This window comes from Syntrophomonas sp. UBA5494 (assembly GCF_002426325.1).
Map to the genome: position 1 here is coordinate 22,103 of NZ_DIPG01000043.1, position 14,837 is coordinate 36,939.

General features: G+C 51.4%; 13 protein-coding genes and 1 other annotated feature. Of the genes, 3 read left to right on the forward strand and 10 right to left on the reverse strand.

Annotated features, from left to right (window positions below; genetic code table 11):
• The first annotated feature begins 251 nt into the window (after positions 1 to 251).
• The gene (locus B3W37_RS04870) at positions 252 to 1,040 is read left to right on the forward strand and encodes a CAP domain-containing protein (protein ID WP_483171043.1); all 789 of its coding nucleotides are present in this window, start codon (positions 252 to 254) and stop codon (positions 1,038 to 1,040) included.
• Positions 1,041 to 1,308: 268 nt separating this feature from the next.
• On the opposite strand, the gene B3W37_RS04875 is transcribed toward B3W37_RS04870, so the two are convergent.
• From B3W37_RS04875 to B3W37_RS04890, 4 genes are all read right to left on the reverse strand, one after another.
• Complete coding sequence (locus tag B3W37_RS04875) at positions 1,309 to 1,743, reverse strand: CoA-binding protein (RefSeq protein WP_483171042.1); 435 nt, start codon at positions 1,741 to 1,743, stop codon at positions 1,309 to 1,311.
• 332 nt (positions 1,744 to 2,075) lie between these two features.
• Positions 2,076 to 3,260, reverse strand: coding sequence for a CaiB/BaiF CoA transferase family protein (locus B3W37_RS04880; RefSeq protein ID WP_483174954.1), 1,185 nt, complete (start codon positions 3,258 to 3,260; stop codon positions 2,076 to 2,078).
• Positions 3,261 to 3,909: 649 nt separating this feature from the next.
• Positions 3,910 to 4,761 carry a M15 family metallopeptidase gene (locus B3W37_RS04885; RefSeq protein WP_483171040.1) on the reverse strand — a complete coding sequence of 284 codons (852 nt, stop codon included), beginning with the start codon at positions 4,759 to 4,761 and terminating at the stop codon, positions 3,910 to 3,912.
• Between the two features lie 281 nt (positions 4,762 to 5,042).
• Positions 5,043 to 5,927 (reverse strand): MBL fold metallo-hydrolase, encoded by an 885-nt coding sequence (locus B3W37_RS04890; RefSeq protein WP_483171038.1) that lies wholly within the window; start codon positions 5,925 to 5,927, stop codon positions 5,043 to 5,045.
• Between the two features lie 273 nt (positions 5,928 to 6,200).
• Here B3W37_RS04890 and B3W37_RS04895 point away from each other — a divergent pair, with 273 nt between their 5' ends.
• Positions 6,201 to 7,400: an acyltransferase gene (locus B3W37_RS04895; protein WP_483174955.1), complete on the forward strand. Its 1,200-nt coding sequence runs from the start codon at positions 6,201 to 6,203 to the stop codon at positions 7,398 to 7,400.
• Positions 7,401 to 7,405: 5 nt separating this feature from the next.
• On the opposite strand, the gene B3W37_RS04900 is transcribed toward B3W37_RS04895, so the two are convergent.
• The 6 genes from B3W37_RS04900 to B3W37_RS04925 all read right to left on the reverse strand — a co-directional run bounded on the left by B3W37_RS04900 (position 7,406) and on the right by B3W37_RS04925 (position 14,142).
• Complete coding sequence (locus B3W37_RS04900) at positions 7,406 to 9,550, reverse strand: Tex family protein (RefSeq protein WP_483171035.1); 2,145 nt, start codon at positions 9,548 to 9,550, stop codon at positions 7,406 to 7,408.
• Between the two features lie 113 nt (positions 9,551 to 9,663).
• Positions 9,664 to 10,221 (reverse strand): hypothetical protein, encoded by a 558-nt coding sequence (locus tag B3W37_RS04905; RefSeq protein WP_483174956.1) that lies wholly within the window; start codon positions 10,219 to 10,221, stop codon positions 9,664 to 9,666.
• 39 nt (positions 10,222 to 10,260) lie between these two features.
• Positions 10,261 to 10,665, reverse strand: coding sequence for a hypothetical protein (locus B3W37_RS04910; RefSeq protein WP_483171033.1), 405 nt, complete (start codon positions 10,663 to 10,665; stop codon positions 10,261 to 10,263).
• A 190-nt stretch (positions 10,666 to 10,855) separates the two neighbouring features.
• Positions 10,856 to 11,344 carry a hypothetical protein gene (locus tag B3W37_RS04915; protein WP_483171032.1) on the reverse strand — a complete coding sequence of 163 codons (489 nt, stop codon included), beginning with the start codon at positions 11,342 to 11,344 and terminating at the stop codon, positions 10,856 to 10,858.
• Positions 11,345 to 11,567: 223 nt separating this feature from the next.
• Positions 11,568 to 13,070, reverse strand: a complete 1,503-nt coding sequence (locus B3W37_RS04920; RefSeq protein WP_481042646.1) for a 2-isopropylmalate synthase — start codon at positions 13,068 to 13,070, stop codon at positions 11,568 to 11,570.
• A 106-nt stretch (positions 13,071 to 13,176) separates the two neighbouring features.
• Positions 13,177 to 13,428 (reverse strand) — a binding site (T-box leader).
• A gap of 177 nt (positions 13,429 to 13,605) precedes the next feature.
• Positions 13,606 to 14,142, reverse strand: a complete 537-nt coding sequence (locus tag B3W37_RS04925) for a mismatch-specific DNA-glycosylase (protein ID WP_483171030.1) — start codon at positions 14,140 to 14,142, stop codon at positions 13,606 to 13,608.
• Between the two features lie 162 nt (positions 14,143 to 14,304).
• Here B3W37_RS04925 and B3W37_RS04930 point away from each other — a divergent pair.
• On the forward strand, positions 14,305 to 14,837 hold a 533-nt coding region (locus tag B3W37_RS04930; RefSeq protein ID WP_483174957.1), incomplete at its 3' end, for an isocitrate lyase/PEP mutase family protein.

The window sequence follows — 14,837 nt, forward strand, 5'->3', positions numbered from 1 at the left end:
CGTACAAATAGTACGTTGATTGAGCGGACCTATTGAGCAACGCAAGTATTCGCTTTTGTCGACGGTCTGGGCAGAGGGTTATAGCCCTCTGCTTTTGGTTTTGATGGCAAGTTTGTCTTTGCCGGCGGTAATTTTTTAAAATTAAACATCAGAAAAAGCTGAATTAAACTCGAATATATAATTAGAGGCTGATTATGGAGTTAAATTGATTGGACCGCTAAGGCCAAAGTCATGGCCGGGAGGATACCGATATGAAAAAATACTCATGGTTTATTTATCTGATCAGTGCGCTGCTCGCCTACGCGATAGTCGCGGACACTCCCCTGCATAATTACCTGGCCAGCATTAGTTTGGCCGATCCCTGGTTTGCTTCTGAATCCCAACTTAAAGAAGTCGACCTCAATACATCACCCGGAACCGTTCCCGGACAAACCGCTGTAACCGCAGAGGTTGACACTCCCCAGGCGGTGCCGGTTCCCGATCCTGAAGCCGGCAATCAACAGCCTCAGGGCAATACAAGCGCCAAAGAATACCATGGAAATACAGCTGATGATGCCGGTAAAGCGGCGGATAAGCCGCCTGCCGCCACCACTCCTTCCAAAACAGTCGCCCAGGCAAATACTCCGACCAGGGCCAAGCCTGCTCCGGCCAACAGCACCCAGCCTGACAATGCAGCGCAGGAGATGCTGGGCTATATCAACACTGCCCGGGCAGAAAAAGGGCTATCCCCGCTGGCTCTGAACAGCGCCCTCTGCCAGGGGGCTTATATGAAGTCCAAAGATATGGCCGTGAATAATTATTTCAGCCATAACTCGCCCACCTATGGCAGTCCGTTTGATATGATGAAAAACCAGGGTATAACTTACCGCTACGCGGCTGAAAACATCGCTAAGAATTTCAGCGTCCTGGGAAGCCACAACGCTTTTATGAATTCCAGCGGGCACCGGGCCAATATTTTAAACCCCAACTTCAAAAAGGTCGGCCTGGGTTTTTATTGGGAAGAAAACTATTTGTACGTAACCCAATGGTTTACCAATTAACGTCAGCCGGACTGATTTTCCTGAAAAGAGCGGGCCATCACAAAGCCCGGTCGCCTGATACTGCCGCTGATAGCTACCTGCTGTATCTCTCATCCATCTTGAACGGCCTATGATATTTTTAAGGCGGTCTGACGTTCTTTGTCCCTTATGATACTTTGGGTAAAAAGCGCCTGGTTTGATTACCTCAGGGGGTTTTCATATTGAACCGGCACAGAAAAACAGCCCGTAAAGGGCTGTAAAATAAGAAATATCAATATCTCCGCTTCACTTACAGAGTATTGTCTAATTTGAAAACGCGGGCTACAGCACGGTGGACATTGTGCGGAAAACCGGCCCGGGGATGGTGAAGAAAGACACAGGAGTTGACGTAACTCAGGCCCAGTTGTTGAGCAAGCTTTAAAACCGCCTCGTCAGCAGACCCCTGTTGAAACCATACCTTTTTAATGCCCTGGTCAAGGCACTGCGGTAACAGGGTCACAGTAACCCGGGGATTGGTGAAAAAAATAGCCCCATCTACCTCCGGAATCAGATCTAACGACGGCATGCTAACTATCCCGGCGATGTTTTCCTCCCGGGGGTTTACCGCAACAAGTTCGCAGCCCTGGTCGATTAAGAACTTACAAGCCCCTCTGCTGAAGGACTTGGGATCCCTGGACAGCCCCACTACTGCAAAACGATGGTATTTCCTGAAGAAATCTTTCATAACGTATGCTCCTTCTCCGCTAACCTGGGGTTAGCTGCACCTGTAACCATCATAGCATCGTGATTGGCCGATATCAACGATCCTGGATCGGCCTGTAATAAAGCTGTGCAGGGCGAGCGGCGGAAGCGAAGAGCCAGGCGCTCAATAGGCCCGCGATTGAGGCGTACAAATAGTACGTTGATTGAGCGGACCTATTGAGCAACGCAGTGATTCGCTTTTGTCGACGGTCTGAGCCCCCGGTAATATCCAGGGGCTCAGTTTGTTGCGGGTCTTATGTAGATTTATTTCTCGCTGTTCCCGGGCATGACAAAATTATTCAAAACTTATGCCCTTTAGATTACCTTCTCTGCCCGCAGATTCTTGACTTCTTCCTGGGTAAAACCTCCCACGGACATCAGCACTTCGTCATTGTGTTCCCCCAAAATGGGAAACTTCAGTTTTATCTGGCCGGGGGTCTCTGATAATTTTATAGGAATGCCGGTAAGGCGTACGGTTTTATCAGTGTTGCTGAAATTCTCCATCTCAATGATCATGTTGCGCGCTTTCACCTGGGGATGCTGGCAGACTTCGTCCAATTCCAGGACCGGAGTGAAGCAGATGTCACTATCGGCAAAAAACTCTACCCACTCATCCCGGGTGCGCTCCAGCATTATCTCTGAGATCTCAGCTATGATCTGCCGTTGTGAGGCCTTTTTAAATTGTTTTTCAATCAGATCAGGGCGGTAGATTTTCCTGCAGAATTCGGCATAGAATTTGTCCTCGACCGCTCCCAGGCTTACGTATTTTCCGTCTTTGGTAGTGTAGATCTGGTAGAAAGCATAACCACCCGTTAACAGGTCGTCCCCTAATACCGGCAGGGTCCCCTGACCGGACCACTCGCCCAGCGTATAAGCCATCAGACTGACGGAGGCATCCATCATGGCGACATCACAAATTTGTCCCTGCCCGGTTTTTTGCCGGGCGGCCAGGGCCAGTAAAATGCCGATAACCGAATGTAAAGTACCTCCGGCGATATCCGCTATCTGGGTCCCGCTTATGGCCGGTTTGCTTTGATATACCCCGGTTACGCCGGTAATGCCAGCTAAATTCAGGTAATTAAGGTCGTGGCCGGCAGCGTCGCGCAGAGGTCCGTCCAAACCATAGCCAGTCAAGGCACAGTAAATAATACCGGGGTTGACGGCTTTCAGCTGTTCGTAGCCTAAACCCATTTTCTCCATTACCCCGGGTCTGAATTGATCAACAACCACATCGCTGTTGGCTGCCAAGCGCTTAAACACTTCTTGGCCTTCGGCTTTTTTGAGATCCAAAGTGATGCTTTTCTTATTGCGGTTCACGGTAAAAAAGCGGGCGCTTTCTCCGGCAATCAGGGGCGGAAGCATGCGTCCCAAATCGCCCCCTTTGGGATCCTCGACTTTTATTACCTCGGCTCCAAAGTCAGCCAGCATCTGGGTCGCAAAAGGTCCTGGCAAATATCTGGATAAGTCCAGCACTCGGATACCTTCCAAGGGTAAGTTCATATTTATTCCTCCCTATCATACCAATATCTTCACTTCACTCTCCAAATCCTTATTGTATCACCCTCTCTCCCGCCCGGGGCTTCCGGTATAAACAACATGACAATCAGGCCCGGCCAACCATGCTGCTTCCAAGAGCCCTGGCCTCGCCACAATAAGTGTCCGCTTCCATACCTCTTCCCGGCAACAGCTAACAGACCTGTTGTCACAGGCGGCATGTAATTATACAGGCAGGTGGTTGGTCTGGAATTATCTCTCTCTAAGAAATATTATTCCGGGTCAAAATTCATTATTAGCATAAAAAGCATACCTGGCGGTATGCTTGGTAAAACGAGAACTGCGGTGATCGCTTACTTGTATTTTATTATAATGGTTTTTCCAGCACAATACTGCTCATTATCACCAGGGAGGCGCAATGCCCCATCACCACCAATGCGCCCGGTATTAAAACAGCCATACCAGCGTCACCAGGTTGGAGTGAATTAAAAAGAGAGGCCGGCCCGAAAGCTGCCCCTGCTTTAACGCAGATGGGGGATTTTGAGAAAGGGGTACGGGGGTGTTCGGGACTTGCACCCGTTAGACCGCGCCCATGCCGGGCGCACAACAAAAGGGTATATCGTTCCTGCAGCCCGATATACCCTTTTCATTATGACTAATAAAGCTCATAATGCATGGAGTCAGAGTAGGAGTTGCCCCATTTAAAGCCGGCTGGTTGGAACGCTTTTTGCCATAGAATGAGATTAGGATCGTTGGTTTCAGTCTGGGGATTCACATACCTGAGATGATTGGAAGCGTTTATGTCCACAGCTATGCCCCAGGAATGATTGCTCAGGCCTTTGCTGGCATTCCAATTGACATGCCGGGGAACCCAGGTGCCGTCAAAAGTTCTTACTAGGCTTAAAAGCGATACTTTTTTGCCATTAACAGTTGCGGTACCGTTGGCTATAGTCGTAAACGCCTGGATAAACCTGTCTTGGGCTAATCTATGTACTGGGACGGTCCGGTTTACTCCGGGCAGCTTTACGTATACGATGTTTTCCTCCACCCATTGGGGATCGATCTCTATTCTGCCCCCACTCAGTTCCCGGTAGCGAAATTGGCCGTAGATGCCTTTGCTCACACTGAGTTTGGGATATTTGTTCACGTCGGTTTTTAGGGAATTGGCTCTTGATACCTGGGGAGTCTGAGCAGAAGCTTTGGTTGAGGATTGCGGTTTTGCTGAGCTTGTCTTAACAGACTGCGCACTCGGGCTGGCGGTGACATCAGCGGCAGCGGAGACCGCATCCGGCTTATCCCCCTGAGCATCCCGGGGTTCAACCGGATCCTGCGGTTCTGATGACGGCTCAACTACCGGTGATGATGGGATTGCTTCCGGCTGAAGAGCCTGACTTGAGGCTGTCAGCGCTGGAGTCCCTGGAACGTCCGGGTGGTTTGAACTCCACGTACTGACAAACAGCATGACGATAAAAATGAGTGCTGCCAAGTATACGGGTATTTTATTCATTAAAACCTCCTGGCCCATATTCATCCAGATATAGCACCATAGCTGCTGAGCTATACTAAAATGCCATTGCTGGATAGTTACTGCTGGCTTTACATTCAATTCTACCGATGACAGCATTTTGTCGTCAAAGGTAAGATTAGGTAAAGCCCGTACCAGGGCCCTGAAAGAGGTCTTCCATCACCGCCGCTGCGGAAAATATCAAGACATTCTCAACTGCCCTCCGGACTACCAGTACTTAATCGGGGCGGTTTTCAATCCTCAAGCAGTTTTTCATTCTATCACTAAAGGCACTCCTGCACCCGCTTGATCAACAAATTGACGCAGAGATTTATATTCTCCGGGGTGTATATCTGCAGATCGCCCCGGTAATAACGTGCAAAAAGGGTATTTACCATTTGCTCATGATCTATCCCGGCCTCACTCATTTCCCGAATACTATGGTAAGCCTGCCGGGCCGCTTGCAGGGCCCGCTCATAGAAGGCCGGGATCTGTTGTCCGCTCCACAAAGTGCCGTGTGCCAGCCCCACCACCCGGGCCGGGAACCCTCGCATTCTCTGTATGGAATCCATGTACATTTCATAGCTCTGAAAAAATATCGGAAAAATCTCCTTATCGGAAATCTGAAAACCGGCCACGTCTGAAATAAACAACACTTTGTCTTCAGGCAAATAAGCCGCCACGCTGCAGGGGCTGTGCCCCGGGGCAGCGATTATTTCCAGCGTGCACCCGTCCCCGGTTTTAATCTCGTCGCCATCATTCAGGATAGTCTGAACCGCTATTGCCTTGGGCTCGGGCACTTCCACGGCTTTATCCAGGAAGCCCCGTTCTATGAGTACTTTTACCATTTCGCGATCCTGGGCAAAAAAACCGGTCATTACCTTTTGCTTCTGCATGACCTGGCAGGCATAGGAACTGGCGGCTACCCGGGCCTCCGGGAACAACTCCAGCAAGTGAGGAATGCCGCAGATATGATCGAAATGGGCATGCATGGCTAAAAGGTTGGCTACCTCGGGCTGGGGATTCAACTCCGGCCATTGCTGACGCAGATTGGCCACTGCACCGCTTACCCCGCCTTCCACTATAATGGATTGCCTTTGACCCACCACAAAGAAGTGGAAAAGATGATTGCCCAAACACCAAACATTGTCCGTTAATCTCAGGCTCATATCATAACCCCTCCTTTTTTATCCTAACAAAATGCGAAACTAGTTCTAGTATATTCTATTACTGGCGAGAATTAGGATATAAATCATACAGCCGGCTGATCTAAGCAGTTGCTGCTAAGCAATCCGGCAGCAAAAAGGGGGCTTTGCGCAGGACGATATGATGCCAGAGAATGAACTCTAAACTTAGGTTTAGATGGTACGAAAATGCGGGGAAAAAGGATTTCTTAAATATATCAAGAATATTAAAAGCTATTTATGAGGAATGGTAAAAATATGTTGAAGAGAAAAATAAGTGAAATTGATTTGCTCAGGGGAATCTCCTTTTTGGCCATCGTCTTGCAGCACGCCCTGGCCAGCTTTATTTATCTTCCGGCGTCATCAGCAAGCAACGCATTGGTTTCAGCTTTTCTTTTGTTATTGATCCGTTTTGCGGTCCCTATGTTTGTCTTTATCACCGGTCTGGTTTTGTTTTACAACCACAGTGACGGAGAGCTTGATTATCCGCAGATGTTAAAGAGAAGGTTCTCCCAGGTATTTATCCCTTATTTCGTATGGACATTGTTTTATTTTGTGTGGATCAGCTTGATTTCCGGCGCCGGGGCCAACAGTGAAACCGCACTATTGGCGCGACTGGCCAGATTAATAGTCTCCGGGGAAGGCTATTACCATCTCTGGTTTATGGTTATGATACTTCAGTTTTATCTGGTCTTCCCCTTATTCAGATATGTGGTTCGCCGCGGGCGCCATTGGGCTATAGCTGTTTTAGGCGCAAGCTGCTTGCTGTATTTTGCCTATCTGTGGGGTTATCACCATTTGGTGCCGGGACTGTATGAACGGGCATCCCTGCCCTTATTTAAGACCCTGCTGGATTATCGCGACCGCATTTTTCTAAGCTGGTTTTTCTATTTTATTCTGGGCGGCTTTGCCGGTCTGTATATTGACAGGCTGCGCAGTATCCTGCGCCGCTTCCAGAGTGTAAACTGGGTGGTCAATATCGCGGCTTTCGCTGTGATTTTTCATCAGATGGCCCAGACCCTGACAACAACCCCTGAGGGCCTGTATGCCATCAATTATCAGCTCACCCTGCCCCTGAGCTATCTTATGATGGTTTACCTGATTTCCTCGGTCTTAACCTTTTATCATCTGTCCTTAACCTGGCTGCCCAGACATCAATGGATAAGGCGACTGCTGCGCGCTTTCGGGCAGTGCTCCTTCGGCTGCTATTTCGCCCATCCCTTCGTGCTGCATTATACAGATGCCTTTACCCGGGCAAATTTCGGAGGGCTCAATACTATCGTTCAGATCATGATCACCTTTGTGGCCTGTGCAGGCCTCACCCTGTTATTGAGCTATGGCTTGAGCAGGATGCGTACTCCGGTGGGAGACCTGTTTGTGGGCCGGGTACCGGGAGCGCGCCGCAAAGCCATGCCTGCACCGACCCATCCGCCGGTTGCTCCCCCGTTGGACGTATAAGCCCGCTATTTTCCCCGGCTGCCGGCCTGTTTCATGGATAAGGCCACTTTATGGCGCTCCTTATCCACAGATATGACCGCAACTTGAACCACGTCCCCAACCGCTACCACATCCAGGGGATGCTTGACATACCTCTCCGCCAGTTCCGAAATGTGCACCAGCCCGTCCTGCTTGATGCCGATATCCACGAAGGCGCCGAAATCAACCACATTGCGCACTGTACCGGGGAGAACCATGCCCGGGCTCAAGGCTTCGATATCCAGGACATCGCTGCGAAACAGCGGCGGCGGCAGTTCATCCCGGGGATCGCGGTGCGGTTTGAAGAGGCACTCCAGCACATCACGCAGGGTCGGTTCCCCGGCCGCCAATTCCCGGGCCAAGGCCTTGATGTCCAGGCGGCGGGCTTTATCCCGCAGGGAATCGGCTCCGATCTCCGCCAGCGATGCCCCGGCTCTGCTGACGATCTCCACGGCCAGGTGATAGGATTCAGGGTGGATGGCAGTGCTGTCCAGGGGGTTTTCGGTGCCGTAAATACGCAGGAAACCCGCCGCCTGTTCAAAGGCTTTGGGCCCCAGCCGAGGGACCTGCAGAAGCTCATGCCGCCTTCCGAAAGGGCCGTGGGCATCCCGGTATTGTACGATGTTGCGGGCGGTGCTCCGGGAAAGGCCGCTTATATATGACAACAAGGCCCCGGAAGCGGTATTCAAGTCCACCCCTACTTGGTTTACCGCGGATTCCACCACTGTGGAGAGATTCTCATCCAATTCCCGGGCGGGCAGGTCATGCTGGTATTGGCCCACCCCGATGGAACGGGGTTCGATTTTCACCAGTTCCGCCAGCGGGTCCTGCAGCCGGCGGGCGATGGAAATGGCGCTGCGCTGGGCTGCTTCCAGACCGGGAAATTCCTCCGCGGCCAGGGGCGAAGCTGAATAGACGCTGGCCCCGGCTTCGCTGACGATGGTATATGGAACCTCGACAGCGTGATTCTTTATCATGGCGGCCACAAATTGCTCCGTCTCCCGCGAAGCGGTACCGTTGCCGATGGCGATGGCGTTCACCCCGTATCTTAGCATAACCTCCAGGAGTATCGCTTCAGCCTCGGCAATACGCTGCTGCGGCGGGGTGGGATATACCACTCCTACCTGCAGCTTTTTGCCGGTACTGTCCACTACCGCCCATTTGCATCCGGTCCTGAAGGCGGGATCTATGCCCAGAACGGTTTTCTCCCGCACCGGCGGCTGCAGCAGCAGGCTTTTCAGGTTGCGGGCAAAAATCTGCATAGCCTGCTGGTTGGCGCGCTGGGTCAACTCTGTGCGCAGGTCCCTCTCTATAGCCGGTTTCAACAGCCTGCTCAGGCTGTCCTCTACCGCCCGGCCGATGTAGCCCGCCTTTTCAGGGGTTTTGGCATATTGACCGGTCAAATGATCACGGGGGTTATCGGTATCGTATACCAGTGTTACTTTCAGGTAATCCTCGCGCTCCCCCCGGTTGATGGCCAGGATGCGATGGGCCGGTATCCTGGAGACGGACTCCTGATACTGGTAATACATGGTGTAAGCCGACTCTGCGCCGGCATCCCGGGCCTTGACCATCAGCACCCCCTGTTTGCGGGCATAGTCGCGCAGCCAACTGCGGCTGCGGGCATCTTCGGCTACCGTTTCGGCGATGATGTCCATAGCCCCCTGCAGAGCTTCCTCTGCATCCGCCACCGTCTCGCCGGTAAACCGAGCAGCCATCGTCAGAGGATCGCCGCTCTGGGGTGAGAGCATCCATTGGGCCAGGGGCTCCAGGCCTTTTTCCCGGGCGGCGGCTGCCCGGGTGCGGCGTTTGGGTCGGAAGGGCAGATATATATCTTCAACTTCTACCGGCCGCGCCGCCTGCATGATCCTGCCCTCCAGTTCCGGACTCAGTTTGCCCTGCTCGGCGATGAGGCGGATAACCTCCTCTTTGCGCTGCTTCAGGGCACGGTGCCATTTGAGCCGTCCTTCGATGAGGCGAATGGCCACTTCGTCCAATCCCCCGGTCATCTCTTTGCGATACCGGGCGATGAAAGGTACAGTATTGCTTTCATCCAACAATTTTGCTACTATTTCAACCTGACGGCCCGGTATCTGCGTCTCTAACGCTATCTGTGCCAAGATGTTATCCATTTCTCTGCCTCCAAAAAGTGATAACAAAAACCAGCCTAGTCATTTCCCAATAAATGTAAGCTAGTGCTGGCTATACTAATCATTCGCTTAATTTGATAATACGAAACGCTATTCTAGCGGAATTCCACCTGCAGACAATCATTTAACAACCGGCACCATGACTCCCATTTGCGGGGAAAGGAGTTCTGCCCGCTTTTCTTGACCCGAAAGCCATCGAACTCAATGCGAATCACCCATTCGCTGCCCTCACCTTCGTCCAGTTCGTATCTTTCTCCCCAGTAGAGCAGCCCACAGTCCTGCAAGCCATCTATAAAACCGGACAGACCGGCAGAGTCCATAAAGATAGTCTTTTCCTCCAGCGGAGCTTCATGGCTGCCCCGGGCAGCATCCCAGCAGCGGAATCTCCTCCAGGTGCCCCTACCTTCCGGAAGGTCCAACTTGAACTCAACCCCGCCTCCCCCCTGGCAGCCGGAAGCCGCGTGTATGGAGACAATATCTCTGTAATCCTTGTCCATGGGAACCTGGTCTATCCAGACGCACTCCTCACAATCCCGGCAGGGGTGCCGGTAAACTCCGGCCTGCAAGCACAAGCCGCGCTTTTTGACCGGGGTATTGTCACTGAGAGCATCAGCCCCCGGCGACGATGATATAATATGAGGTCTTTTTTCCATACCGTCCCTCCCCATTGAACCGTCCTCAAAGCGCACCTGCTACCAATTCCAGGAGCCGTCGTCATTCCAGCGGCTCGGCGGTTTTTCAGCCAGGCCCGTCATTATCCTGAGTCTGTCGTTTAAGGTGCTCTTTTGTTTGAAATAACCGAGCTCAACACAAGCCGGATCAGCCTCATACGACTTCTGTTCCGCCTCAGCCACAGTAACAGCCTTAAGATTGCTTTCATCAAAGCCAGCCGGATATTTTTTGCCCAGTATATATGGCGGGGCATAATAGATGCCCGTACTCTGGTCCACATAAACCACGGCTTGAGGAGGGGCCTTGTCGGAGATAATAATGAATTGACCCACCAACCCCAGCAGAATCACGATTCCAATCAGGATGGCCAGTATACTGTAAATTCTTTCCGAATTGGACATTTCAAACTGCATGGATTTCATCACCTCGCCACTCCCATATTCTTGACGTTTTTATTTTTCCCACAAAGTTCGCGGCCGTCAAGCTGCAACCCGTTGACCCTGGCAGACCTACCTGTGGAAATATAGATAAAACCGGGCAGCCTGGAACTATCCTCGTTGCAACCTTAAAGCACCCGCCCGGAAATCGCGGCAATGCCCTTGGCCTGAGGCCGTTCTATTTCCTTCCCGCTGCTTTTTGATACGCAGGCAGCAACGATTTACTTTCACCTAATGGTAAATATTTCATACTTATTTTCAGCGCATCCAGGGCGGCGTCATACTGTTCATCCGTATAAAGGGCTTTGGCCTCTTCAAGTTTTGCCATGGCCAAAGGCGTTCTCAATTCGTCCAACACTGGCTGAACTTCAGCATAGATTTCTTGGTCCGCCTTGCTTATTTTTACAAAACTATCATAAGCCATAGAGTGATCACCTGCCGCCAGGTAATCCTGGCCCATCTGATAGAGAATCTTGGCCTGCTGGCGCTCATAAGCCGGGATTTCCACAGCTATCCACAGTATAAAGGCTACCGTAAACAACAAGGCGGTAACCCCGGCGCCTTTCCCCCAAAACGAAGCCGGTCGGGCAGTAAACACCCTGACCAGGGATATAATCGAGAATAGCAGAAATAACACTAAAGTGATTCCGGCAATATACCCTAGCAATAATTCGTCCTCCCACTAAAGCTTAGTATTGGTGAATAGTTCGTCATTACCATAATTTTTCCTCTTTTGGTAAGCCGGTATGCAGCATTATAGAAGGTTTGTATAAACATTATGCCCGGATGAGCTCTGATGCGCATCGGCAGTTCCCAGCTATACCATAGAGGCCATCCCCATCAGGAGAAAGCCTCTATAAATCAGCCTATTTATTTTAACTCCGACCTGATCAATCGATATATCCCGCTTTGCATAAGGCGTTCACATAAGCTAGCGCACTGGCTTCGAAGATGTCGGTGCTGACCCCTCTTCCCACCACCAGGCTGTTTTTATAGCGGATCTTCACCGTAGCATCCCCCATAGCTTCGGAGCCGCGGCTGACCGATTTCAGGGCGAAATCCTCCAATTGAACGGGCTTGCCCACAATCCTATCCACTGCTTTAAAAACCGCGTCCACCGGACCGTCGCCGCAAGCCGCATCACTGTACACTTCACCATTGACTTCCAGAGTGATGGTTGCGGCAGCATTGGCCGCCCCATTGGAGGTAACCGATAATTGTTTGATGGACATTCCGTTCACCTCTTTGCCGGCATTGCCCATCAGGGCATGCAGGTCTTCATCGAATACCTCGCCCTTTAAATCCGCCAAATCGAGAAACTTGGCATAGATATAATCCAGATTATCCTCAATATTGGTATAACCTAATTCCGCCAGGCGGTGTTTCAAGGCATGACGCCCGGAACGTGCGCTGAGTACGATCAGGCTGCGCGGGAAGCCTACCACTTCGGGATCAATAATCTCATAAGTATCCCGCTTCTTCAATACCCCGTCCTGATGAATGCCTGAAGCGTGCATAAACGCGTTAGAACCGACAATAGCCTTGTGGCTGGGCACGGCCACGCCGGTAATACGTGAAACCATGCGGCTGGTGGCTGCAATTTCCCGGGTATTGATATCGACATCCACTCCATAGAGACTCTTCTGACTGTAAATGGCCATGATTACTTCCTCCAAGGAAGTATTCCCGGCCCGCTCGCCGATGCCGTTTATGGTGCCTTCCAGCTGGGAAGCCCCGGCCCTGATGCCCGCCAGGGAATTGGCCGTGGCCATTCCCAGATCATTGTGACAGTGAATGCTGATTATAGCCCGGTCAATGTTCTTGACATTGGCCACTAAATGAGCGATCAGGTCGCCATATTGCCAGGGGGTGACATAGCCCACGGTATCAGGTATATTAACAACCGTGGCGCCTGCGGAAATGACTTTGGTTATGATCTCAACCAGGAAATCGCGTTCGCTGCGGGAAGCATCTTCCGCGTAGAATTCAACATCATTTACATATTTCTTAGCCCGTTTAACCGCCGCTACCGCGGCCTCGACCACCTGGGACGGCGGCATCTGCAGTTTTTTGGCCATATGCACCGGAGAAACCGCGATTCCGGTATGAATGCGGGGGGCCTCCGCTTCGCGCAGGGCTTCCGCGCAGATATCAATATCCTTTTCCACCGCCCGGGTGAGCCCGCAAATGGCAACCCCTTTAATCTCTTTGGCAATGGTTCGGACCGAATCGAAATCACCGGGAGAAGAGGCCGGGAATCCCGCCTCGATGATATCCACTCCCAGCTTCACCAGCTGGCGGCTGATAGCCAGTTTTTCTTTGACATTCAGGGTGATACCCAGGGATTGCTCCCCATCTCGTAAGGTGGTATCGAAAATATACAGCTTGCGCATGGTTTAAATCCTCCTTATTATCGCATATGCATTTCAGTAGGTCAGCAAGGTCTGGTTCCATCGAAACCACCTCCTTATCAAATATAAAAAACCCTTCGCTCATTTAACTTGAGACGAAGGGTATACTCCGCGGTACCACTCAATTTAGCGACAACAGCCGCCCGCTTTACCAGATACGGGACTTGAGCGTCCGATATCCGCTTCCTTTTAACGGTGGAAGTTTCCGTCCGAGCCTACTGGGAACTTCGGTCGGCAACTCAAGGGGGAGTTCGGTAAGTCGATGCGACCGCCTTCCACCAACCGGCGGCTCTCTGTTTCTCCATCGGGTTTACCTATTCATCCCTATCATAGTCGTTTTTATATATTGCATAACATTATAAGTAATATTATTTATCCAGTCAACGGTTTGTCATTAACCACCAATACCTATATATATGCGATAACGGTCACGATTATTCCAAATTTCGAAACCTTCCTGGCATTCTGCAAATATCATCAATGGGTATTGAGAGAAAAGCCGGTAATAAATGCCCGCCTAAAACACCGAGGCCCCGGGATCGTTTATTAATTCCGCCAGTTGCCGATAGATGGCAATCACCTCGGCCTCTTTCATGCGCACCAGCCCGCTGCTGGAAGGAGCCACAAAATCCTTTACTCCCGCAACCGCCTGACCGGGCTGCAAACCCCACAACAGACGGTTCTTTCCCGAATAGGCCTGATAGACCCCCTTGCCGACGTAACACACTATTCCAGGCCGATACCCCATCACCTTGCTTCTCAGCAGTTCCCGCCCGGCTGCATACTCTGCCTTACTTATGTCGGCAGCAGCCCGGGTAGGGCGGGGCACAATATTTGTAAGCCCATAACCCAGTGCCAAAAGGCTTGCTCCCTGATCAGGCTTCAACAATGTGGGGGTTAAACCGGAACGATACAATATCTTCCAAAACCGGTTGGAGGGATTGGCAAAGTGATATCCGGTTTCACCTGAGCGTATACTGGGATTGAAGCCCGTAAAAAGAATCCTCAGTCCCGGTTTGATATAATCCGGAACTTCTCCAAGGGGTATATCCATAATCTGTTCAGCCCTTCCCTGGAAATGTGATTTCAGCAATACAGACTATCATATTACAAAAACTTAAGGGGATCTATGCAGGAGATGCTCCTCCCGTCTAAGAATATATTATAGATTTAGCCCATGTTTACCCACAACAAAAAATGAAAGGTCTGCACTAATATGTCAACTAATTCCGCCAGGCTCCGCGGTTTGCTTGAAGAACCCGGTATACTTTTGGCCCCTGGTGCCTATGACGCTTTAAGCGCGCGAATCATTGAAAAGATCGGCTTTAAACTCATCATCATGGGGGGGTACAGCATCGCCGCCTCCCGCTTGGCTCAACCAGACTTTGGGGTGCTCACACTGACAGAAATGGCGGCCGCATTGAAGACCATCCGCGATGCCATAGACATTCCCGTCATTGCAGACGGTGACACCGGATACGGCAACCCGTTGCACGTGCGGCGCACTGTGCAGGAGTACGAAAGAATCGGAGCCGCAGCCATAATCTTTGAAGATCAGGTGTTTCCCAAACGCTGCGGGCATATGCTGGGGAAAGAAGTGATCCCTTGCGAGCAGCACGTTCAAAAGATCAGATCCGCTTGCGAAGCCAGGCAGGATCCGGACCTTCTCATCGTAGCGCGCACCGACGCTCTGGCTACTCAGGGATTACACCGGGCTATAGAGCGAGGCAAGCGCTATTTAGAGGCGGG

Coding starts and splice junctions, on each gene's coding strand:
- B3W37_RS04900 (WP_483171035.1), bottom strand. CDS start 9,550: ATGGATAACATCTTGGCACAGATAGCGTTAGAGACGCAGATACCGGGC.
- B3W37_RS04875 (WP_483171042.1), bottom strand. CDS start 1,743: ATGAAAGATTTCTTCAGGAAATACCATCGTTTTGCAGTAGTGGGGCTG.
- B3W37_RS04880 (WP_483174954.1), bottom strand. CDS start 3,260: ATGAACTTACCCTTGGAAGGTATCCGAGTGCTGGACTTATCCAGATAT.
- B3W37_RS04920 (WP_481042646.1), bottom strand. CDS start 13,070: ATGCGCAAGCTGTATATTTTCGATACCACCTTACGAGATGGGGAGCAA.
- B3W37_RS04905 (WP_483174956.1), bottom strand. CDS start 10,221: ATGGAAAAAAGACCTCATATTATATCATCGTCGCCGGGGGCTGATGCT.
- B3W37_RS04895 (WP_483174955.1), top strand. CDS start 6,201: ATGTTGAAGAGAAAAATAAGTGAAATTGATTTGCTCAGGGGAATCTCC.
- B3W37_RS04925 (WP_483171030.1), bottom strand. CDS start 14,142: ATGGATATACCCCTTGGAGAAGTTCCGGATTATATCAAACCGGGACTG.
- B3W37_RS04870 (WP_483171043.1), top strand. CDS start 252: ATGAAAAAATACTCATGGTTTATTTATCTGATCAGTGCGCTGCTCGCC.
- B3W37_RS04890 (WP_483171038.1), bottom strand. CDS start 5,927: ATGAGCCTGAGATTAACGGACAATGTTTGGTGTTTGGGCAATCATCTT.
- B3W37_RS04885 (WP_483171040.1), bottom strand. CDS start 4,761: ATGAATAAAATACCCGTATACTTGGCAGCACTCATTTTTATCGTCATG.